A 19,810-nucleotide genomic window follows, 5' to 3' on the forward strand; every position below is an offset into this window, starting at 1 on the left:
GGCCTCAGCGCAGCAGATACGGGATGTCGACCTTCACCGCGCCGGTCGGGCAATCCTGCTCGCACGGCATGCAGTACCAGCATTCGTCGAACTGCATGAAAGCCTTGCCTTTGGTCAGGTCGATGGCGAGCAGGTCGAGCGGGCAGACATCGACGCACACGGTGCAGCCCTTGTCGGCAATGCACTTGGCTTCGTCGATGGTGACGGGCGCGCTGCTGCGCGAGGTGATGTCGTGCGGCGTGTGGGCGAAATGAACGGTCGTCTGTTGCATGGTCATGCAGCCTTCGGAATGCGCATGTGCGCGTAGGAATCGGTGCCGAGCACATCGACAGGGATGACATACGGCTCGACGGCCTGCTTGCGGCTGGCCATGGCGCCGTGTGCGTCCTTGTACAAGCGTGTGTGGCAGAACCAATTGGCGTCGTCGCGTTCGGGGTAGTCCACGCGATGGTGATACAGGCCCCAGCGGCTTTCGGTGCGGAAGAGCGAGGCGCGCGCGGCCATCTCGGCGCAATCGCGGATGAAGCTGACTTCCATCGCGCGCATCAGCTCATGCGGATTGCGTGCGTGCAGGTGCGTGATGTCTTCGGCAATCTCGTCGAAGCGCCGCAGGCCGATTTCCATCTTGCGCGTGACCTTGGGCGGCTGGAGGTAATCGTTCACCATGCGGCGCAGCTTGTATTCCACTTGCGCAGGCGCGAGGCCATGATCGCGTTGCAGCGGCGCAAAGATGCGCGTGCGCTCGCGTTCGATTTGCGCGTCGTCGACGCGGGCGTCGCCTTGCCGGCCGGCGATGTAGTCCGCCGCGTTCTGCCCCGCAAACCAGCCGTACGTGAATGCGCCGAGCATGTAGTTGTGCGGCACGGCGGCCATGTCGCCCGCCGCGTAAAGGCCAGGCACGGTGGTTTCCGCGCGCGCATTCACATACACGCCAGACGCGCTGTGCCCGCTGCAGAAGCCGATTTCCGAGATGTGCATCTCCACCATCTGCGTGCGGTAGTCGGTGCCGCGCCCTGCGTGGAAGCGGCCGCGGCTCGGGCGCTCGTTGGTGTGCAGGATGGTCTCGATGGTCTGGATGGTTTCTTCGGCCAGGTGGTCGAGCTTGAGAAACACCGGCCCCTTGCCGCCCTGCAGTTCCTGGTAAAACTCCCACATCATCTGGCCGCTCCAGTAGTCGCACTGGATGAAGCGCTCGCCGCGCGCGTTGGCGGTGTAGCCGCCCAGCGGGCCGGTCACATACGCACAGGCGGGGCCGTTGTAGTCCTTGATGAGTGGGTTGATCTGGAAGCATTCCAGGTTGGACAGCTCCGCGCCTGCGTGATACGCCATCGCGTAGCCATCGCCCGCGTTGGTGGGGTTCTCGTACGTGCCCATCAGGTAGCCGGAAGCCGGCAGGCCAAGCCGCCCGGCGGCGCCGCAACTCAGCACCACGGCCTTTGCGCGCACCACGAGAAAATCCGCCGTGCGGCAATCGAAGCCGAGCACGCCGCAGGCCGCGCCCTCGGCATCGGTCAGCACACGGGTGACGACGATGCGGTTCGTGATCTCCACCCGCGCGCGCTTGAGCTGCCGATACAGCACCTTCTTGATGTCGTGCCCTTCGGGCATCGGCAGCACGTAGCTGCCCATGTGATGGACCTTCTTGACGGCATAGTCGCCGGTTTCGTCCTTCTCGAACTTCACGCCCCAGCGGTCGAGTTGTTCGATGGTGGCGAAGCTGTGCTGCGCATACGCATACACGCCCGATTGATCGACGATGCCATCGTTGGCCAGCGTGATCTCGCGCGTGTATTGCTCAGGCGTGGCATGCCCGGGGATGACCGCGTTGTTCAGCCCGTCCATGCCCATCGAGATGGCGCCGCTGCGCTTGACGTGCGCCTTGTCGATCAGCAGCACACGCAGCGCGGGGTTGCGTTCTTTTGCCTTGATGGCTGCCATCGGGCCGGCCGTGCCGCCGCCCACGACGACGAGGTCGTACTCCAGTTCCAACGTGTTCATACGGTGCCTTGCAAGGAGGATGGATTGCGCATGCGCCGCCACCTGCCGATCCAGCCGAAGCCGGTACTGGAAGGCGTCGCCGCGAAAATAAAGGCGTTCGAAGTCGATGGGCCCGCCCTGTGCGTCGTGCGTCAGGCGTTCTACGCGCAGCAGTGCCGCGCCTGCGCCCGTGTCGAGCGCGGTGGCTGTCGCGTGATCGGCCAATGCCGCATCGATGGCCAACGTCGCGTGGCCCAGCGCCACACCCGCGTCCTGCTCCAACACGAGAAACACATCGCGCGTGACGAGGTCCGCCCGGGCGACGACGCTGCCCAGTGCTTCCGGCAGCCACGTCACCTCGAGCGACACGGGCAACTGGTCCAGCAAGCGCACGCGATGCAACTCCACGACGGCCGTGCCGGGCGCCAACTGCAGCGCCTGCGCCACGTCGGTCGGCGCCGGGACGGTCCGCAGCGTCAGCACGCGATTGCGAATCGCGTGACCTTGTGCCGACATCGCCTCGGCAAAGCCCTGCAGCGCGGTCACGTTTTGGAAGGCCTTCGGCTGGCTCACAAACGTGCCTTTTCCGTGGCGGCGGAAGATCAGCCCTTCGTTCTGCAGATCGGCCAGCGCCTGGCGCACGGTGATGCGGCTGGCGTTGAACTGCTCGCCCAGCGCCGCCTCCGAAGGCAGCAGCGAGGCCGGCGCGTAGCGGCCGCTGAGAATGCCCTCGCGCAGCGTGCCCTTGATGCGCTCATAGAGCGGGGCAGGTTGGCGGTGCAAATTAGAGGTGGTCATCGATGGGCGCAACTCGTCATAACAAGTGCGCCCAGTGTAAAAAGCGGAGGTATGCGGCGGAACGAAGCTTTTTCGATATGCATGCTCGGTTTTTGACGCGAGCCGCCGCTATAGTGGCGAGATCGTTTTGCGCCCGCGCGCGGCGCACGCGGGTCGACATCTGATGCACGGAGCGCCGCACCTCAGACGGCGCACGAAAACAACGGATACGGGTGATGGACCAGGGCGCACGCCTGCAAGACTTTTCTGCCGGCTTTGCCGATACGTTGCGGCAAGCCATGCACGACGTCGGCTTCGAGTGGCTCTCGTTTGGCCTGATGGAATACATCGGCGAGGCGGGCAAGCAGCGGGGCGAGCAACGCGTGCTCTACAACACCAATTCCCCCGCCGGCTGGGAAGAGCGCTATCTGGAGCAGCGCCATTTCGAGATCGACCCGCGCATCGCGCTGCAAGGGGACTGCGGCCTGCCCCTGGCGTGGGACATTCCTTACCTGCATGAACGCGTGGGCACGGACCACACCGACCCCCGCGTCGATACCTTCTTCGCCGATCTGGCCCGCTTCAACCTGCACAGCGGCATCGTCTGGGGCGCGCCATTGCGCCATCAGATGACGCCCCGCTCCACCTGGATCGTCTTCTGCAGCCTGTCGTCATCCAGGCCAGACCGCGCGTGGATGAACGACACGGTGATGGGCGGCGCCATGCGCATCATCGTGCGCGCCTGCACGCATCTGGAAGAGGCGCGCGACAGCGCCCAGCGGAACAAGGAGATCGCCACGCGCGCGTCGTTGCCCGCGCATGTCCTGCGCCGCGTGATGGAGTTTGTGGAAGCCAATGTGACGCAGCCCATCAGCGTGCGCGACATGGCCCATATTGCGGACCTCAGCGTTCACCACTTTGCCCGCAGCTTCAAAGAGGCCAGCGGCCGCACGCCGCACCAGTACGTGACCGAGCGCCGCCTGCAGCTTGCCAGCCGTCTGCTGACCGAGACGCGCATGTCCGTCCTGGAGATCGCAACCGCGGTGGGCTTTGAAAGCGCCAGCCATTTTGCGGTGGTGTTCCGCCGCCGCCAGGGCCTGTCGCCCAATGACTTCCGGCGCCAGCGCGTGGCCTTCTCGCACGTGGCGGCATCCCTGGCCGAATCTGGCTGAGCGGGCTGCAAGTCGGCCATCGTCTTGCGCAATTTTGGTGCGCTGCACGATGCGCAAACACGTCATCTGATATCAAAACGGATATCGCTTGACCCCCAAAAAACATTAGACGGTCATGTCAGGCTGTCCATACCATGGCTCACCACGAATCGCCGGCAGCGGAAGACGGGCGCCGCATGCCGGATTCGACTCGTGTATCGCGTTGCAAAGACGACGTGCGCAGCCCCGGGGGCAGTGACCGGCTGCGTTCCACCATAACGGAGACAAACGATGAAAAAAACGAGCGCTGCGTGCGCCAGACGGACCGTATTGACCTTCCTGGCCACCGCCGGTGTGCTGCTGACCACGGGCTTGACGACAGCGGCTCATGCGGCCGACAAGTCGTTCACCATGGGTTTCGCGCAGGTGGGTGCCGAGAGCGAATGGCGTACCGCCAATTCGGAGTCCATCAAATCGACGGCGAAGGCGCAGGGCGTGAACCTGAAGTTCTCCGACGCACAGCAGAAGCAGGAAAACCAGATCAAGGCGATCCGCTCGTACATCGCGCAGAAGGTCGATGTGATTGCGTTCTCGCCGGTGGTGGAATCGGGCTGGGACACCGTGCTGCAGGAGGCCAAGGCCGCCAAGATCCCGGTCATCCTCACCGACCGCGGCATCGACAGCAAAGACACCTCGCTCTACACCACGTTCATCGGTTCGGACTTTGTCGAGGAAGGCCGCAAGGCCGGCCGCTGGCTGCTTGAAAACGTCAAGCCCAAGGGCGGCGATGTGAACATCGTCGAACTGCAAGGCACCGTCGGCTCCGCACCCGCCATCGATCGCAAGCGCGGGTTTGAAGAGATCATCAAGGCTGACCCGCACTACAAGATCATCCGCTCGCAAACCGGCGACTTCACCCGCGCCAAGGGCAAGGAAGTGATGGAAGCCTTCCTCAAGGCCGAGGGCAAGAAGATCAACGTGCTGTTCGCGCACAACGACGACATGGCCATCGGCGCCATCCAGGCCATTGAAGAGGCAGGCCTGAAGCCGGGCAAGGACATCACCATCATTTCCATCGACGGTGTGAAGGGCGCGTTTGAAGCCATGATGGCCGGCAAGCTGAACGTGACGGTGGAGTGCAGCCCGCTGCTCGGGCCGCAGCTGATGGATACCGCGCGCGCCGTGCTGGCAGGCAAGACCGTGCCCAAGCGCATCGTCACCAAGGAAGGCATCTTCCCGATGGATGTGGCGGCCAAGGAGTTCCCGAACCGCAAGTACTGAGTACTGCGTATTGCGTACTCAATTGCGTTCGCAAGCCCTTAGCTGAAGTGGAGCATGCCGGCAGCGCGGGTTACGGTGACTCGCCTGCCGGCTGCGCCACGTTAACAGGTGACACCCATGTCTGATCACGTTGATCAACCCGCCGCGACAGATGCACGCGGCGCGCTGCTGCACATGCGCGGCATCTGCAAGAACTTTCCCGGCGTGCAGGCGCTGGCCGGGGTCGATTTCCGCTTGTTGCCCGGTGAGGTGCATGCCCTGATGGGGCAGAACGGCGCCGGCAAATCGACGCTCATCAAAGTGCTGACCGGCGTTGAAGCGCCGGATGCCGGCGAGATCCTGCTAGGCGGTCAGCCCATCGCTCCAGGTTCTCCGCTGGAGGCACAAAAGCTCGGTATCAGCACGGTGTATCAGGAGGTCAATCTCTGCCCGAACCTGACCGTGGCGGAGAACATCCACATCGGCCGCTTTCCCATGCGGCTGGGCAGCATCGACTGGCGCGCCACCAACCGGGCGGCGCAGGCGCTGCTTGCGGATCTGAACATCCACATCGACGTGACGCTGCCGCTGTCGTTGTATCCGGTGGCCATTCAGCAGATGGTGGCGATTGCGCGTGCGCTTTCCACCGAAGCCCGCATCCTGATCCTGGACGAGCCCACCTCCAGCCTGGACGACGATGAAGTGGCCCGGCTGTTTACCGCCATTCGCACGCTCAAGGCGCGCGGCATGGCAGTGTTGTTCGTCACGCATTTTCTGGAGCAGACGTACGCGATTGCCGACCGCATTACCGTGCTGCGCAATGGCCGGCTGGAAGGCGAATACGCCGCGCGCGATCTGCCGCAGCTGCAACTGATCAACAAGATGGTCGGGCGCGACATTGATGCGAGCCGTTTCGAGCGTACCGAGGTGCCGCCCGTGGACGACACGGCGCCAGCGTTCCTGAGCGCGCGCGGCATGGGCCGTCGTGGCGCGGTGCAGCCGCTCGATCTGGACGTCCGCCCCGGGCAGGTGCTGGGCCTTGGCGGCCTGCTGGGCTCGGGCCGCACCGAGACCGCGCGCCTGCTGTTTGGCGTAGACCGCAACGATGCGGGCTCGATCAACGTGCAGGGCCAGTCGCACCAGTTCAGCTCGCCGCGTGACGCCATTCGGCAGGGCATCGGCTTCTGCCCGGAAGACCGCAAGACCGAAGGCATCATTGCCGAGCTGTCGATTCGCGAGAACATCATCCTCGCGCTGCAGGCCAAGCGCGGCCTGTTCCGCTATCTGCCCAAGAAGCGCCAGCGCGAGATTGCCGACCAGTACATCGCCCAGCTCGGCATCAAGACGCCCGATGCTGAAAAGCCCATCGGCCAACTCGGGCGGCAACCAGCAGAAAGCCGTGCTCGCGCGCTGGCTGGCCACCGACCCCGCCATGCTGATCCTGGATGAGCCCACGCGCGGCATCGACATTGCCGCCAAGCTCGACATCATGGACCTGGTGACCGCGCAGTGCCGCAAGGGCATGGCCATCCTGTTCATCTCCAGCGAGCTGCCGGAGGTGCTGCGCGTAAGCCACCGGCTGGCGATCCTGCGCGATCGCAAGAAGGTGGGCGAGCTGGCCGGCGCCGATGTGACCGAAGACAACCTGTGCCACGTGATTGCCGGCGGCGACGTGCCCGCCAGCCAGTCCAACACCCAGTCCACCTCCACCGGAGGCGCCGCATGAATCCCGCCAATCTGCGCGCACTGACCAGCCACCGATTGTTCTGGCCCGGCGTGACGCTGCTCCTGCTGTGTCTGCTCAACGCGTGGTTCAACCCGCATTTCTTTCACCTCGACGTTCGTAATGGGCATCTGTACGGCAGCCTGATCGACATCCTCAACCGCGCAGCGCCGCTGATGCTCGTCTCGCTCGGCATGACGCTGGTGATTGCGGTGGGCGGCATCGATATTTCGGTGGGCGCGGTGGTCGCCATATCCGGCGCCATTGCGGCATCGCTTGTCGGCGGCACGCTGGTCGTGCAGAACGGCCTGCCTGTCTACGTGACCAAGGTGCCGCTGCTGCTGGCGCTGCTCGCGGCCGTGGGCGCGGCGCTGGTGTGCGGCATGTGGAACGGCCTGCTGGTGGCGGGGGCGGGCATGCAGCCCATCATCGCCACGCTGATCCTGATGGTGGCCGGCCGCGGCGTGGCGCAGCTCATTACCGGCGGGCAGATCATCACCGTCTACTACGAGCCGTTCTTCTTCGTAGGCAACGGCTATCTGTTCGGCCTGCCGTTCGGGCTGTACATCGCCGCCGCCGTGCTCGGCCTGTTGCTGCTGTTGATGCATCGCACGGCGCTGGGCCTGTTCATCGAGGCCGTCGGCATCAACCCCGTGGCCGCGCGGCTTGCTGGGCTGAACACCAAGGCGCTGCTGTTTGGCATCTATGCGTTCTGCGGTGCCATGGCTGGTGTTGCGGGGCTCATCATCTGCTCCAACGTCAAGAGCGCGGACGGCAACAACGCCGGGCTGTTGCTGGAGCTTGACGCCATCCTGGCCGTCACGCTGGGCGGTACCTCGCTGGCGGGCGGCAAGTTCAGCCTGTGGGGCAGCGTGATCGGCGCGCTCATCATCCAGACGCTCACCTACGCGATCTACTCCATGGGCGTGCCGCCGGAAATCAACCTCGTGGTGAAAGCCGTGGTGGTGTTTGCCGTGTGCCTGGCGCAATCGCCGGCGTTTCGCAGCATGCTCTTTCAACGCCACAGCCGTGCAGGGGCGCAGTCATGAAAATCAATCCACGGCGCTTACCGTTCTACGTCACGCTGTTTCTGTTTGCGCTGCTGTTCGGCTTCGGTTCGGTCACTTACACGGGCTTCTTCAGCGTGCAGGTGTTTCTCAATCTGCTGATCGACAACGCGTTCCTGATCGTCGTGGCCATCGGCATGACGTTCGTCATTCTGTCGGGCGGCATCGATCTATCGGTGGGGGCGGTGGTGGCGCTGACCACCATGATCTCGGCCGCGCTGGTCGAGCACCACGGCTGGTCGATCGGTGTGGTGGTGCCGCTGGTGCTCGCCGTCGGGTGCCTGTTCGGCCTGGTGATGGGCGTGCTGATCCAGGTGTTCCGCATCCAGCCGTTCATCGTCACGTTGGGCGGCATGTTTCTCGCGCGGGGGCTGTGCTACCTCATCAGCATCGATTCGATCAGCATTACAGACCCGATCTATACCGCGCTGTCGCAGTACAAGATCCAGGTGGGCGGCGGCAACTACGTATCGCCCAGCGTGGTGATTGCGCTGGTGGTGTTTGCCGCGGCCGCGTGGCTTGCGCATTGCAGCCGCTTTGGCCGCACGGTGTACGCGCTGGGCGGCAATGAACGGTCCGCATTGCTGATGGGCCTGCCCGTGGCGCGCACGCGCATCCTCGTCTATGTGCTCAGCGGTTTCTGCTCGGCGCTGGGCGGGGTGCTGGTCACGTTCTACATGCTGTCCGGCTACGGGCTGCACGCGCAAGGCATGGAGCTGGACGCCATTGCGGCCACGGTGGTCGGCGGCACGCTGCTCACTGGCGGCGTGGGGCTCATCAGCGGCAGCGTGGTGGGCGTGCTGTTGCTTGGCGTCATCCAGTCGTTGATCACCTTTGACGGCACGCTCAGCTCGTGGTGGGCACGCATTGCCATTGGCGTGCTGCTGTGCCTCTTCTGCCTCATGCAGCGTTTCCTGGGGCGCGTGCAACGGGGACGTCATTGCCGCCCGCGAGCCCGCACAGGCCGGCGCAGCGGTCCAATGAATCGGCCAAGGACACTCCTGCCTCGGCCATGCTCATGCAGTCGCACGCCGTGCCACCGTTCAACTAGGCGCACGCATTCTTCCTGCTCAATGTCGGCCCGTCGCTCGAACGGGCCGACGCTCCGATGTCTTCCGTCGCGCACCCAACCTGCCAATGCATGCATGGATGCAGGGCGCAATGTGGACGCTTCAACTCACGCACTTAAGGTATTTCACGGCCTACCGATATGCAGACGTAGAAGATCCAACAATCCGGAGCACGTGCGTCCGGAGAAACAAAGCGGGGAAATCATGCCGTCTATCGTGCATTCGGTGCGCTTCAAATTGCTGGGCGCGTTTGGTCTGTGCCTGGTGCTTCTGTTGGCCACGGGTGTTTTGGGGTGCGCGGCCTGATGCGTCTGAACGGCAACATTGTCGACGCCTACACCAGCAACACGCTGCCCATCGCCAAGCTTGCCGAGCTTCGCAGCACGCAACTGGACGTACGCCTGCAGCTGCGCCGCGCGCAGGTCTTCACGGACGATGCAGCGCAGGTTGCTGAAGCCGTGCGCACCATGCGCGCAGATCTGGACAAGATCAACAGTGCGTGGAAGCAGTACTACCCTGCCAGCGTGACGAGCGAAAAGGAACGCGAAGTCGCCAGCAAGATCAACGACGCCCTGCCGCAATTCAACACCGCAACGAATGAAGCGATCGAAGCGCTGCAAAGCGGCCACCACGACGCGGCCGCACAGATCATCAACCGCCATGCCTCGTCCGGACAGGCCGTGAGCGACCTGCTCACAAAAGACATTGCGCTCAACCTGGAAGAGGCCAAGGCCTCCGTCGACGATAGCGAGGCCACCTACCACTCCATCTTCAGCGTGGCCGTTGTGCTGGTGTGTGCGGGGTTTGCGGTGGGCGTGGGCATGTGCTGGTATCTGCTGCGCGCCATCTCTCGTCCGCTGAGCCGCGCGGTCAACGTTGCGAACCACATTGCCGGCGGGCAGTTGGAGAACAACATCGTGATCGACACGCGGGGCGAGTTCGGCGAACTGCTGGCCGCCCTGCGCACGATGGACCACCAATTGGCCGAGACGGTGCGCGGCATCAAGGTATCGGCCGAATCCGTGACGGTGGCGTCCCAAGAAATTGCAGCCGGCAACATTGATTTGTCTTCGCGCACGGAACAGCAGGCCGCATCGCTGGAGGAAACCGCGTCGAGCATGACGCAGTTGACGGAGACCGTGAAGCAGAACGCTGAGAACGCCGCCCAGGCGGACAGCCTTGCCTCCAGCGCCAGCACGATCGCGCAGGCCGGCAACGAGGCCGTGCAGGCCATGGTCGGCACCATCGACCGGATCAGCACCAGCTCCGGCAAGATTTCCGAGATCACGGGGTTGATCGAGGGCATCGCCTTCCAGACCAACATCCTCGCGCTGAACGCCGCAGTGGAAGCGGCGCGCGCCGGTGAGCAGGGCAGGGGTTTTGCTGTCGTTGCCAGCGAGGTACGCACGCTTGCGCAACGCTCGGCCTCCGCCGCCAAGGAAATCAAGGGATTGATTGGTGACTCCGCTGCCGTCGTGCAGGCGGGCTCGCAGCAGGCCGCTGCGGTGGGCGAGACCATGAGCGAAGTGAAGGACGCCATCCGCCGCGTGTCGGAGATCGTGGCCGAGATTGCCGCCGCCTCTGCCGAGCAGAGCCGTGGCATCGAGCAGGTCAACCAAGCTGTCACGCAGATGGACGAAGTCACACAGCAGAACGCCGCCCTCGTCGAGCAGGCGGCCGCCGCGGCGCAATCGCTGGAAGAGCAGGCGACGACCTTGCGGCACGCGGTGTCGGTGTTCCGCTTGGCGGACGGGGCGGGACGGCCCGCGTTTGCTTAAGCGGCCCTGCGGATGAGGCGTCAGGCGCACTTCCATTAAGGAATTGCCGGTCTTGTAAAGTTGTTTCGTGCAACTATATTGGTTGCGCGAAACAACTATCTGAGGCCGGCATGGACATCATTGAAGCGCCCGCGCAATCGCGCGAACAGACCATCCGCGAGCTGCGAGAGGTGTCCCGCAAGCTCGTCCGCGAACTCGGCTTTATGCGCAACACGCTGGCCGAGAGCGACCTGCCGCCCTCCGCCGTACACGCGATTCTGGAGATTGCCGGTGCGCCCGGCATCCAGGCGCGCGACCTGGCCGAACGCCTGCGGCTGGACAAATCGAGCACCAGCCGCCAAGTCACGCGGCTCGAATCTGCGGGGCTGGTCGAACGCCGCACGTGCGCTGACGATGCCCGATCTTCCGAACTGCACCTGACCAAGAGCGGCCAGCAAGTGCGCCGCAAGATCGACGCATTTGCCTCCGAGCAGGTCTCCAACGCGCTGCGTCACCTGACCCCGGCAGATCAGCAGCGGCTTGTCGCATCGCTGTCGCAATACGTCAGCGCGCTGGCCGACGACAACGACCACAAGCCCGCGCAAGCCGCCGCTGATGCCGGCCCGCAGATCGTGCAAGGCTACGTGCCTGGCTGCATTGGCGACATCGCCAGCCTGCACGGCCGCTTCTACGCGCAGCACTGGGGCTTTGGCGTGTTCTTCGAGCGCCGCGTTGCCAAGGAACTCGCCGACTTTGCGCAATCCTTGCCCGACCCCGACAAGGCACTCTGGTTGTGTGTGGAGAATGGCCGCTGCCTCGCATCGCTGGCCATCGACGGAAATCCGCACTATCGTGCTGCACACCTGCGCTGGTTCATCGTGGATGATTCACTGCGCGGCACGGGCATTGGTCGCAAGCTCATGTCGCAAGCCATGCGCTTTGTCGACGAGCGCTTTGACGAGACCTACCTCAACACCTTCAAAGGCCTGGATGCCGCCCGTCACCTGTACGAATCGTTCGGCTTTCAGCTCACGCAGGAAGAAGCCGGTACGCAGTGGGGCAGCACCGTAACCGAACAACAATTCCGCCGCCGCAAACCGGGCTGACCTTGCGTCGCCCCAGGCGCACAAGGAGACCATACGTGACATCGCAACTCAATCTGGATGCCTATTTCAACCGCATCCAGTGGGGCGGCAGCGTCAGCCCAAACTACGACACGCTCGCGCAGCTGGTGCACGCGCACATGCGGCACATTCCGTTTGAAAACCTCGACGTGCTGCTCGGGCGCGGCATCCGCATCGACCTGGAGAGCCTGCAGAACAAGCTTGTTCACGCACGCCGCGGCGGCTACTGCTTCGAGCACGCCACCTTGTTTGCTGCGGTGTTGGAGCAGCTTGGCTTTCAGCCGACGCGCCACTCGTCGCGCGTGATCCTCCTCGCGCCGCGCACCGAGGCGCCGCGCACCCACATGTTCCTGACCGTGCCGTTGCCCGAAGGCACCTTCGTCGTCGACCCCGGCTTTGGCTCATTGGCCCCGCGTGTGCCTGTGCCGCTGGATGGCACGCAAGCCCATATCGACGGAGAACTGCACTGGATGGTGCGTGATGAAGACCGCTGGATACTCCGCGCCCAGGTGCGCAGCGACACGCCGGTCGACGCCTGGGTCACCACGATGGAGCAGGACTACCCGATCGATTTCGAAATGGCGAACCACTACACGAGCACGTATCCGAACTCGCCCTTCATGAACCGCATCCTCATGCGGTCGTTGACCGACGAAGGGCGCGTGACGGTCATGAATCGGGACGCCACGATCTGGCGCGGGAATACGCCGTACAGGTTCGAGCTGGAAGACCGCCGCGCGTTGCGAGGGCTGTTGGTTGAGTACTTTGGGATTGATTTGCCCGAGGTGGAGGGGATGCGGGTGCCGGGGGTGGAGGGGTGGAATTGAGGAGGACGGTTTGTAAGTCGCGCCGTCCGCCAGCCCATGTCAGGCCCGCTTCTGTAGGAACTTGCGAAGAACATCCGCAGTCCGTTCCGGCATTTCTTCAGGAAAAAAGTGGCCGCCATCAAGCGCATGACTTTCAACGTCACACGCGAAATTCCGCCAGATTTCTAACGGCCCGCCATCGTCTTGGTACCACTTTTCTATTCCACCATTTTTACTCCATACAGCGAGTAGCGGGCAGGTCACCTTTTTATTTGCAGCCATATCGGCAACATCATGCTCACGGTCGATCGTTGCGGCTGCTCGATATTCCTCACAAATTGCATGAACGCGCGCGGGATCGCGTAAAGCGTCAATATATGCATTTCGCACGTCTAGCGAGAATGCGTCAGACCGGCTTCCCCAATCGTTCAATGCATTATTAATGACCGCATCCGGCGCGGCGGAAATCAGCCGCTCTGGAAGCGGCGCGGGCTGAGATAGTAGGGACCATGGCCAGAAGGCCAATGCCAATTTGGCGTCAGCCTTGTTCCAGACGACTTCGGTCGGCAAGATATCGAGCACGGCAAGGTGGCGGACGCAAGCCGGGAAATCCAACGCCATCCGGTGTGCAACGCGGGCGCCTCGGTCATGACCGACGACCGAAAATTGCTCGTGGCCGAATCCGCGCATGAGTTCAACCATGTCTCTTGCCATTGCCCGTTTGCTATAGGGCGCGTGGTCTGGAGTCGAGGCCGGGTAACTGCTCTTTCCATATCCACGCAGGTCTGGGCAGAACACTTCATGCTGATCGGAGAGTCGTGACGCGATTTCCCTCCACATCAAATGTGTTTCAGGAAAGCCGTGAAGCAGAAGCAACGGTGGACCAGCGCCGAGTCTTTTGAGAAAGATCTCGGCTTCGCCTGTATTGACAGTGATGCCTGGGGCGCTATCGAAGATCATGGTGCCTCATAGAGGACGATGTGCGATTCATTATGGACGATGGACTGCTCTTTGCCCGACGTGTACCACGGACCGCTTACGATAGATTCATGCAACCAATGCAAGTGATCTACGCTTTCTCGTAGCTAAAAAAAGATAAAGAGCGGAATTGGATAGAGAAGAAAGAACAGCGCTCTATCAACCAGGTCCGTGCGGGCAATGATGAGTGTGCTTGCTGACGCGTCGACCGCTGGCGCCCCCGCCCGTCGCGGGTTCGCTTTGACTGCTGTTCTAATTATTTCTTGCGATTCACTCGGTCCAGCACCTGCAGCACTTCCCACCGGAACAGGTCGACTCCCACGCCATCCAACGCGGTCAGCATGAACGCCCCAATCGCGTCCATAAACCCGGCCTGGTATTCAAGGGCCTTGTTCTTGACGTGGAACTCGTAATGAAAGCGCAGCGTATGGGGCTCGAACAGCCGATGCACCTTCATGTTCATCCGCGTTTTGTGCAGATATTCCTTCGCGGCCAAGGCGCCCTGCGCATACAGGAGGTTGTCATCGACGTTCATCGGGCACCTCCGGACGGAGGACGTTGCGCGATGCAGGTGAACTGACAGTTTGCGGGGCGATGCCCGCGTGGGATGGGTACAGCTTGGGTCGGTTGATCCATTGTCTTGCCCTCTGGTTGATTGAGGAGCCACCCACCGGTGAGGGTGGGCGGGCACACGACAAGGTCTGCAATACCGATCAAGTTCACCACAACCGGCAGGGCCGAGGCCCTCCCTGCCGGGCCCGCCCATAGGGACGAACGACGGCACGCGAGGGCTATAACGGCACTCACGGGTGAACTTGAATTCGGGATTGCAGTCCCGGCTGCGCTTGGTTTGCGCGAGCGGGACAGAGTTTAGGGGCGGCAAGCAGCGGCGGCAAGTTGCGGTTTGTCTCGGGGCCAAATCAGAACGTATTCGTGGAGTCCAGAACGCCGTGCGCCGGGTTCGGAACTCGAATCGCCGAGTTCCGAACCTCAAATGCCGAGCAAAAAGCCTGACACGCCGGGTTCCGAGCCTCAGCCATCGAGTCCAGAACACCAACGGCCGAGTTCAGAACCTCAACGGCCGAGTTCAGAACCTCAATCGCGGAGTTCAGACCGTCGACCGTGCCCCAAAAAGCAGCATGTGTTGCTGAAAAAAGCAGCAAGCGCGAGGCAAAAAGGGTCACGCGTCGGGTTCAGAACCCCATGCGCGGCGTTCGGAACCCCGTGTGTCGAGGTCAAAGGTCCGATTCATTGCTGCAAAAGCAGCAGCGGCGGGGCAAAAAGCCTCGCGGTCGGGTCTTGGAGGGCGGCAAGCGGGGGTTGAGTGGCGGCAGTCGGAGGATTAACCCTCAAGCGCCGAGCTTGAGGCTCCGAATCCGTTCCGCCTGCCATGCCGCCAACGCAGTGCTCGCGTCGGCTTCTTCCTCCTTGGTCGCCTTCCGGGTTCTATACGGCGACGAACTGGCCGACAAAATCGGCGCGGAATTGTGTATGTCCTCAGCCAGCCAGCTCAAATAACCCCGACCTTCATCGCGATATTTTCGAGCTTCCGCCGTGGTGAGCCGAATCATGAAGCTGTAGCCAAAAGCGCCATGGTTGCAGTTGGCATCCAGATACAGTTCGCCGTCCGCTTCAAATAAAAACCAGCTCTGCGGTTCGTGGTCCAGCACCTGCATCAACGCCTCCGAGCGCGTAGTTGATTGTGTGAGTGGTTGCGAGCGATTGCTCGACATGCGATGGCGCATGGGCGGGCTTCGCACATGCGATCGCACTTTCGCATGATCGTGCCGGACGCTGCAATCGGCCGCCTAGCATGCAGGCGTTATTGACCATTGCTGCCGCCATGCCGATTCCATCGAAGATCAGCGGACCGAGCGTCCAGACACACATCAGCCCCAACGACGCGCCCGGCTCGTCGCCGGTAAAGCCGTCGCTCCCTCAGGCCCCCCAGCGCACCGCGCGTACGTCGCAAGGGGAGCTGGGCGCGCTGTCTGCGCGCGGTACGAAGCGCCCACGCGAGTCGAGCGGTGATGCTGCACAGCCGCAAGCCAAGCAACGCCGGGCGGATCTGCCCCGCTCGGAACTCCCGCGCACACACGGTGATGCCGACTCACGCATGGAGCGCATCATGCAAATGCAGGCCGAAACCATGATCCGCAGCGCAGAGATGCAGAACGTGCTGAACCGCGCCAACGCGCAAGCCAAGCTGATGGAAGAGGGCGCCAAGGCTGCCAAGGATTTGATCAACTAGCGTCGGGGTTCCGGATGCGTGTGCCGATTCCGGTCACCGATTCCGAGACAAGGCGCGCGTTGCCAATCTACGCCTGCCACACGGCATACCCTTCCTCGCGCAATCCGATCGCCAGTTCGACCTCCATCTCCCGCGCCGCCTCATAAGGCATCGGGTTGAAGCATTCGTACAGCTCGGGCATCAGGCGCAAGCCGTACTCGCGTACGAACCGATTCGATTTCAGCCCCGCCTTGTGCTTGTCAAAGCGCACGTCCGGCGACTGTCCTGTCATGCCGACATAGACGCAAGGTTTGCCGCCGAGGTAATCGGGATTGGCCTTCACGAAGCGCGCTTCGCTCAGCACTTGCCGCGACAGCTCGACGACATAAACGTGGTGGTGGTGACGTGGCATGGGGAGCGCTTCACCAGCGGAGTGGCGAAGCAGACAAGAAGCGGACGGTGGGCATGGATCGTAGCGCCACCGCGCTTCTTCTGCCACTGCGTGGCTGCATCAGGCCGCCGCGGCTGCTCCGTGCAAGCGGAAGAACGCAACCGCGTGGCTCAGTTGCTGGCCCTGACCTTCCAATGACGTGGATGCGGCCGCTGCCTGTTCGACCAGCGCGGCGTTCTGCTGGGTCACTTCGTCCATCTGCGTAATCGCCAGGTTGATCTGCTCGATGCCACGGCTCTGCTCGACAGAAGCGGCGGCAATCTCGCCCATGATGTCGGTCACGCGGGCCACGGCCTGGGTGACTTCGGTCATGGTCTTGCCGGCGGTTTCCACCAGCGAAGAGCCGTCCTCGATCTTTTGCACCGAGGTGCTGATGAGTTCCTTGATCTCCTTGGCGGCGCTGGACGAACGCTGCGCAAGGCTGCGGACTTCACTGGCCACCACGGCAAAGCCGCGGCCTTGTTCGCCCGCGCGGGCGGCTTCCACTGCGGCGTTGAGCGCGAGGATGTTCGTCTGGAACGCAATGCCTTCAATCAGGCCAATGATGTCGACCACCTTGGTCGAGCTGCTGCGGATGTCGCTCATGGTGTCGACCACGTTGCCGACCACGGCGCTGCCGCGTTGGGCGATCTCCGAGGCATCCGATGCGAGCACGCTGGCCTGCTGGGCATTGTCGGCGTTCTGCTTCACGGTGGAGGTCAGCTCTTCCATGCTGGAGGCCGTCTCTTGCAGAGACGAGGCCTGTTGCTCGGTGCGAGAAGAGAGGTCTTGATTGCCGGTGGCGATCTGGCCCACATCGCTGGCGATGCCGTGCGCAGCCTGGCGAACCTGGTCGATCAGCTTCACGAGGCTGGCCTGCATGTCCGACATGGAGGCGAGGATGCTGCCGCGCGGTGCCGTTGCGCCGCCGGGCACGGGGCCCAGGTCTCCGGAGGCCACGCGGCGCGTGATGTCGCTCAGGGCGTCGGGCTCGGCACCCAGGGCACGGGTCAGGCCGCGGGTGATGAGAATGCCGGCACCCAAGGCACCCAGCACAGTGGCAAGGCAGATGCCGATGAGCAGCGTGCGCTGGAAGGCGTAGCGCTCGGCAGACTGCTGCTCCATCTCGTGGGCGCGATCGCGGGCGTGTTCGCTGTAGGCATTGGTGGCCTTGATGAGCGCGGCCAGCAGCGGGCGGCACTGCTCGTTCATCATCGTGATCGATTCTTCGTGCTTGCCCGTAAGCGCGGCGTTGACAATGGCGAGCGCCACGGGGCCGTACTTCACCTCAACGCTGTCGATGTCAGCAACCAAGGCCCGTGCGCGGTCATCGGTGTCGCCGGCTTGCGCGGTCAACTCTTTGAGTTTGCTCAGGCGGCTCTGCACGTCTTCATGCGCCTGCTTAACAGCGGCTTTTTCCAGATCGATGTCCGAAGGCTTGGTCACGAGCACGAGGTTGCGCGCCGCAATGGCGCGGCGGTCCACTGCCGTGCGCACGCGTTCGGACAGCAAGGCCCGGGCGTTGACGCCGTTCACGTACTTTGAAAAACGCGCGTTCGACTCGCTCAGCGCCTGGACCGCAAGCGCTGAGACCAGCAGCACCAGCGCCGCCAGAAAGCCAAATGCCAAGGTGAGCTTGGTGCGCACCGTCAAGTTGTTGATCCCCATTGTGGTTTCCCCGGTCGTTCGGCCTTCTGACTGCGCCGTTTGTTGATGGCAGGCCCCGATGGCACTGCTCGAAAATTGCAACGGCAAGGAAACTTGATGCTGAAGCGACCAAGTGGGGGTAATCCTCTCCATGTGAGGAATTTTGAGAATTGGTGCAACTAACGCGAGCGTCATGGAGTAGCGCGATCTCAGTCCAGCACGAGGGCGAAATGCTCCGGTGGTGCACGTTGCCTGGGCAGGTAGTTGCGCAGGTGCGGGTGGTGATTAGTCTTTTTGGAGGGGCCGTTTGGTGGTGGTTGAGAGGGGGAAGAACGGTTCTGCTTCCTCCATGGCGCAGCAACTTCGCTGGATGCTTTGACCTTTCGTGGCGGCGGCAGCACGCGGCAGGCGCCGATCTAACATGGTCGACGACGCTATGCGCCTGTGCAGGGCAGCGGATAGTTGTCTCTCTCCTCCGAATCTGAGGACCAAGTCCATGGGCAACCACCGCATCGGCTCAACACCCACTACGCTGCCGCATCACCGCAACCAGGCGAACAAAGAGAACATTGCGCCGCAGCAGCCCAGTGGCAACCCGGTTCGGTCTCGGCAGGGCGTCTTGGCATCGCTCGCAGCGAGCCCGCGTCGTGCTGGGCGCGCGCTGCAGCGGATGCTGCATATCAATCGGCCCGCGGAGCCACCCGCCAAACCGCAGGTGGCCCGACCGGCTGCTCAGGTTCCACCACTCGTCCAGCAACCGGCCATGGCCAACAACGCCCCGGTGCGTCGCGAGGTTGCCGCGCCGCCCAGGTCTGTGCGCACGCCAGGCCATGGCGTGTCGGGTGGCAACACCTCGGTCCAGCATCATCGCGCGCGCGTATTGAGCCAGATCGAGCATTTGCCAACCGAGCACGGCAAGCAGGCGTGGCGCAAACCGATCGACGCCATGGAAACGCTCGATCGGCATGTTGCACATTTGCCGCCCGCGCAATCCGTCAAGCTGCTCCAGCAGATGCAGGTCATCCTGAGTATCAAGGACAATCATGCGCGCAATCTCAACCTGGATCACTTCGTTGCCTCGCTCAAGCCGGCCGCCGTGCACGCGGGGCCGCCGAGGGGAACGTCTTCGCCGGCACCGCGCGTATCGACTGCACGGATGCCTGCCGCAACGCCGCAGCGCCCGGCCGCCGCACCGACCAAGCTGAGCTTTAAGGACCTTGAGGAGTTCGCCAGCCAGCGGCGGCGTCCGGCCACGCAGGCGCACGGGATGCCCGCGCGAGGGCCGCAGGCTGGCCGGCCGGGCAGCGCACCAGCCACGCCCGCACATGAGTACACCGCCCCGATGCGGACGCTGGCCGACTTCGAGCGTGAGGCGGAGGAAGAGGCTGCTTACCATGGCCACACGCATCCCGATTACAGTGGCGCCCGTGCGAACTTCGACAGCTATCTCGCGCGCCACAATCAGGCGCCGGAACGCCGCGCGCAGTCCGCACCGCCGCGCATGCAGCGCGTTGCTCCGTCCACGCTCGACCATGCGCAGCGCGCCCAGATTGCGCACGACGAAGACGAGCGTGCCCGCTACCACAACGAAAGGCCGAACTATCAGCAGGCCTACGCAGACCATGAGGCCCGCCAACCCGCTCCGGCTGCTGTTGGGCTCAGGCGCGCGGCGCGCCCGGCGCCTCGCCAGTTGACCGCGAGCGAGCTGCAGTCGATTCACCACGAGGAAGATGAGCGCGCGAAGTACTTCAGCGAAAGCCCGGACCATGCGGGCGCGGAAGCCGCATACCGGGCGCGGCATGGGCTGTGATGG

At 63.3% G+C, this 19,810-nt stretch carries 14 protein-coding genes and 5 pseudogenes; 11 read left to right on the plus strand and 8 right to left on the minus strand.

Annotated features, from left to right (window positions below):
- Positions 1-4 precede the first annotated feature (4 nt).
- From OWR21_RS06860 to OWR21_RS06870, 3 genes and pseudogenes are all read right to left on the minus strand, one after another.
- Positions 5-271 carry a 4Fe-4S dicluster domain-containing protein gene (locus tag OWR21_RS06860; protein WP_147216272.1) on the minus strand — a complete coding sequence of 89 codons (267 nt, stop codon included), beginning with the start codon at positions 269-271 and terminating at the stop codon, positions 5-7.
- A gap of 2 nt (positions 272-273) precedes the next feature.
- On the minus strand, positions 274-1,998 hold the full coding sequence (locus tag OWR21_RS06865) for a fumarate reductase/succinate dehydrogenase flavoprotein subunit (protein ID WP_332394875.1): 1,725 nt from the start codon (positions 1,996-1,998) through the stop codon (positions 274-276).
- 15 nt (positions 1,999-2,013) lie between these two features.
- A pseudogene (locus tag OWR21_RS06870) lies at positions 2,014-2,775 on the minus strand (GntR family transcriptional regulator); the annotation flags it as partial.
- Positions 2,776-2,990: 215 nt separating this feature from the next.
- Here OWR21_RS06870 and OWR21_RS06875 point away from each other — a divergent pair.
- The 9 genes and pseudogenes from OWR21_RS06875 to OWR21_RS06910 all read left to right on the plus strand — a co-directional run bounded on the left by OWR21_RS06875 (position 2,991) and on the right by OWR21_RS06910 (position 12,733).
- Positions 2,991-3,926, plus strand: a complete 936-nt coding sequence (locus OWR21_RS06875; RefSeq protein ID WP_332394851.1) for a helix-turn-helix domain-containing protein — start codon at positions 2,991-2,993, stop codon at positions 3,924-3,926.
- Between the two features lie 270 nt (positions 3,927-4,196).
- The gene (locus OWR21_RS06880) at positions 4,197-5,186 is read left to right on the plus strand and encodes an ABC transporter substrate-binding protein (RefSeq protein WP_332394852.1); all 990 of its coding nucleotides are present in this window, start codon (positions 4,197-4,199) and stop codon (positions 5,184-5,186) included.
- A 261-nt stretch (positions 5,187-5,447) separates the two neighbouring features.
- Positions 5,448-6,561 (plus strand): annotated as a pseudogene (locus OWR21_RS06885) (sugar ABC transporter ATP-binding protein); the annotation flags it as partial.
- 36 nt (positions 6,562-6,597) lie between these two features.
- Positions 6,598-6,891: a hypothetical protein gene (locus tag OWR21_RS12595; protein WP_442968606.1), complete on the plus strand. Its 294-nt coding sequence runs from the start codon at positions 6,598-6,600 to the stop codon at positions 6,889-6,891.
- A complete protein-coding gene (locus OWR21_RS06890; protein WP_147216261.1) occupies positions 6,888-7,937 on the plus strand; it encodes an ABC transporter permease in 1,050 nt (349 codons plus the stop codon). The genes OWR21_RS12595 and OWR21_RS06890 overlap by 4 nt, the downstream gene beginning before the upstream one ends.
- Positions 7,934-8,953 (plus strand): annotated as a pseudogene (yjfF, locus tag OWR21_RS06895) (galactofuranose ABC transporter, permease protein YjfF); the annotation flags it as partial. The gene OWR21_RS06890 and the pseudogene yjfF, both read left to right, overlap by 4 nt.
- Before the next feature lie 276 nt (positions 8,954-9,229).
- Positions 9,230-10,803, plus strand: a pseudogene (locus OWR21_RS06900) (methyl-accepting chemotaxis protein).
- 110 nt (positions 10,804-10,913) lie between these two features.
- Positions 10,914-11,888: a helix-turn-helix domain-containing GNAT family N-acetyltransferase gene (locus OWR21_RS06905; protein ID WP_332394853.1), complete on the plus strand. Its 975-nt coding sequence runs from the start codon at positions 10,914-10,916 to the stop codon at positions 11,886-11,888.
- 35 nt (positions 11,889-11,923) lie between these two features.
- Complete coding sequence (locus OWR21_RS06910; protein ID WP_316891377.1) at positions 11,924-12,733, plus strand: arylamine N-acetyltransferase family protein; 810 nt, start codon at positions 11,924-11,926, stop codon at positions 12,731-12,733.
- A 39-nt stretch (positions 12,734-12,772) separates the two neighbouring features.
- On the opposite strand, the gene OWR21_RS06915 is transcribed toward OWR21_RS06910, so the two are convergent.
- The 3 genes from OWR21_RS06915 to OWR21_RS06925 form a co-directional block, all read right to left on the minus strand.
- Positions 12,773-13,672, minus strand: coding sequence for an alpha/beta fold hydrolase (locus OWR21_RS06915; RefSeq protein WP_332394854.1), 900 nt, complete (start codon positions 13,670-13,672; stop codon positions 12,773-12,775).
- A gap of 274 nt (positions 13,673-13,946) precedes the next feature.
- Positions 13,947-14,225: a hypothetical protein gene (locus OWR21_RS06920; protein ID WP_332394855.1), complete on the minus strand. Its 279-nt coding sequence runs from the start codon at positions 14,223-14,225 to the stop codon at positions 13,947-13,949.
- Between the two features lie 814 nt (positions 14,226-15,039).
- Positions 15,040-15,366 carry a hypothetical protein gene (locus OWR21_RS06925; RefSeq protein ID WP_316898381.1) on the minus strand — a complete coding sequence of 109 codons (327 nt, stop codon included), beginning with the start codon at positions 15,364-15,366 and terminating at the stop codon, positions 15,040-15,042.
- Between the two features lie 137 nt (positions 15,367-15,503).
- On the opposite strand from OWR21_RS06925, the gene OWR21_RS06930 reads away from it, so the two are divergent.
- On the plus strand, positions 15,504-15,941 hold the full coding sequence (locus tag OWR21_RS06930) for a hypothetical protein (protein WP_332394856.1): 438 nt from the start codon (positions 15,504-15,506) through the stop codon (positions 15,939-15,941).
- A 67-nt stretch (positions 15,942-16,008) separates the two neighbouring features.
- Here OWR21_RS06930 and OWR21_RS06935 read toward each other — a convergent pair whose 3' ends face one another.
- Together OWR21_RS06935 and OWR21_RS06940 are read right to left on the minus strand one after the other, a co-directional pair.
- A complete protein-coding gene (locus tag OWR21_RS06935; RefSeq protein WP_147218790.1) occupies positions 16,009-16,332 on the minus strand; it encodes a hypothetical protein in 324 nt (107 codons plus the stop codon).
- Positions 16,333-16,437: 105 nt separating this feature from the next.
- Positions 16,438-18,018, minus strand: a pseudogene (locus OWR21_RS06940) (methyl-accepting chemotaxis protein); the annotation flags it as partial.
- Between the two features lie 475 nt (positions 18,019-18,493).
- Between OWR21_RS06940 and OWR21_RS06945 the strand changes: the two are divergent.
- On the plus strand, positions 18,494-19,807 hold the full coding sequence (locus tag OWR21_RS06945; RefSeq protein ID WP_332394857.1) for a hypothetical protein: 1,314 nt from the start codon (positions 18,494-18,496) through the stop codon (positions 19,805-19,807).
- The last annotated feature ends 3 nt before the right edge of the window (positions 19,808-19,810 follow it).

It is taken from the genome of Ralstonia sp. 1B3, assembly GCF_036631435.1.

What these genes read in the sequence shown, in the direction of transcription:
- OWR21_RS06945 (WP_332394857.1), top strand. Translation starts at nt 18,494, where the DNA reads ATGGGCAACCACCGCATCGGCTCAACACCCACTACGCTGCCGCATCAC.
- OWR21_RS06860 (WP_147216272.1), bottom strand. Translation starts at nt 271, where the DNA reads ATGCAACAGACGACCGTTCATTTCGCCCACACGCCGCACGACATCACC.
- OWR21_RS06880 (WP_332394852.1), top strand. Translation starts at nt 4,197, where the DNA reads ATGAAAAAAACGAGCGCTGCGTGCGCCAGACGGACCGTATTGACCTTC.
- OWR21_RS06865 (WP_332394875.1), bottom strand. Translation starts at nt 1,998, where the DNA reads ATGAACACGTTGGAACTGGAGTACGACCTCGTCGTCGTGGGCGGCGGC.
- OWR21_RS06935 (WP_147218790.1), bottom strand. Translation starts at nt 16,332, where the DNA reads ATGCCACGTCACCACCACCACGTTTATGTCGTCGAGCTGTCGCGGCAA.
- OWR21_RS06905 (WP_332394853.1), top strand. Translation starts at nt 10,914, where the DNA reads ATGGACATCATTGAAGCGCCCGCGCAATCGCGCGAACAGACCATCCGC.
- OWR21_RS06875 (WP_332394851.1), top strand. Translation starts at nt 2,991, where the DNA reads ATGGACCAGGGCGCACGCCTGCAAGACTTTTCTGCCGGCTTTGCCGAT.
- OWR21_RS06915 (WP_332394854.1), bottom strand. Translation starts at nt 13,672, where the DNA reads ATGATCTTCGATAGCGCCCCAGGCATCACTGTCAATACAGGCGAAGCC.
- OWR21_RS06925 (WP_316898381.1), bottom strand. Translation starts at nt 15,366, where the DNA reads ATGCAGGTGCTGGACCACGAACCGCAGAGCTGGTTTTTATTTGAAGCG.
- OWR21_RS06890 (WP_147216261.1), top strand. Translation starts at nt 6,888, where the DNA reads ATGAATCCCGCCAATCTGCGCGCACTGACCAGCCACCGATTGTTCTGG.
- OWR21_RS06930 (WP_332394856.1), top strand. Translation starts at nt 15,504, where the DNA reads ATGCAGGCGTTATTGACCATTGCTGCCGCCATGCCGATTCCATCGAAG.
- OWR21_RS12595 (WP_442968606.1), top strand. Translation starts at nt 6,598, where the DNA reads ATGCTGATCCTGGATGAGCCCACGCGCGGCATCGACATTGCCGCCAAG.
- OWR21_RS06920 (WP_332394855.1), bottom strand. Translation starts at nt 14,225, where the DNA reads ATGAACGTCGATGACAACCTCCTGTATGCGCAGGGCGCCTTGGCCGCG.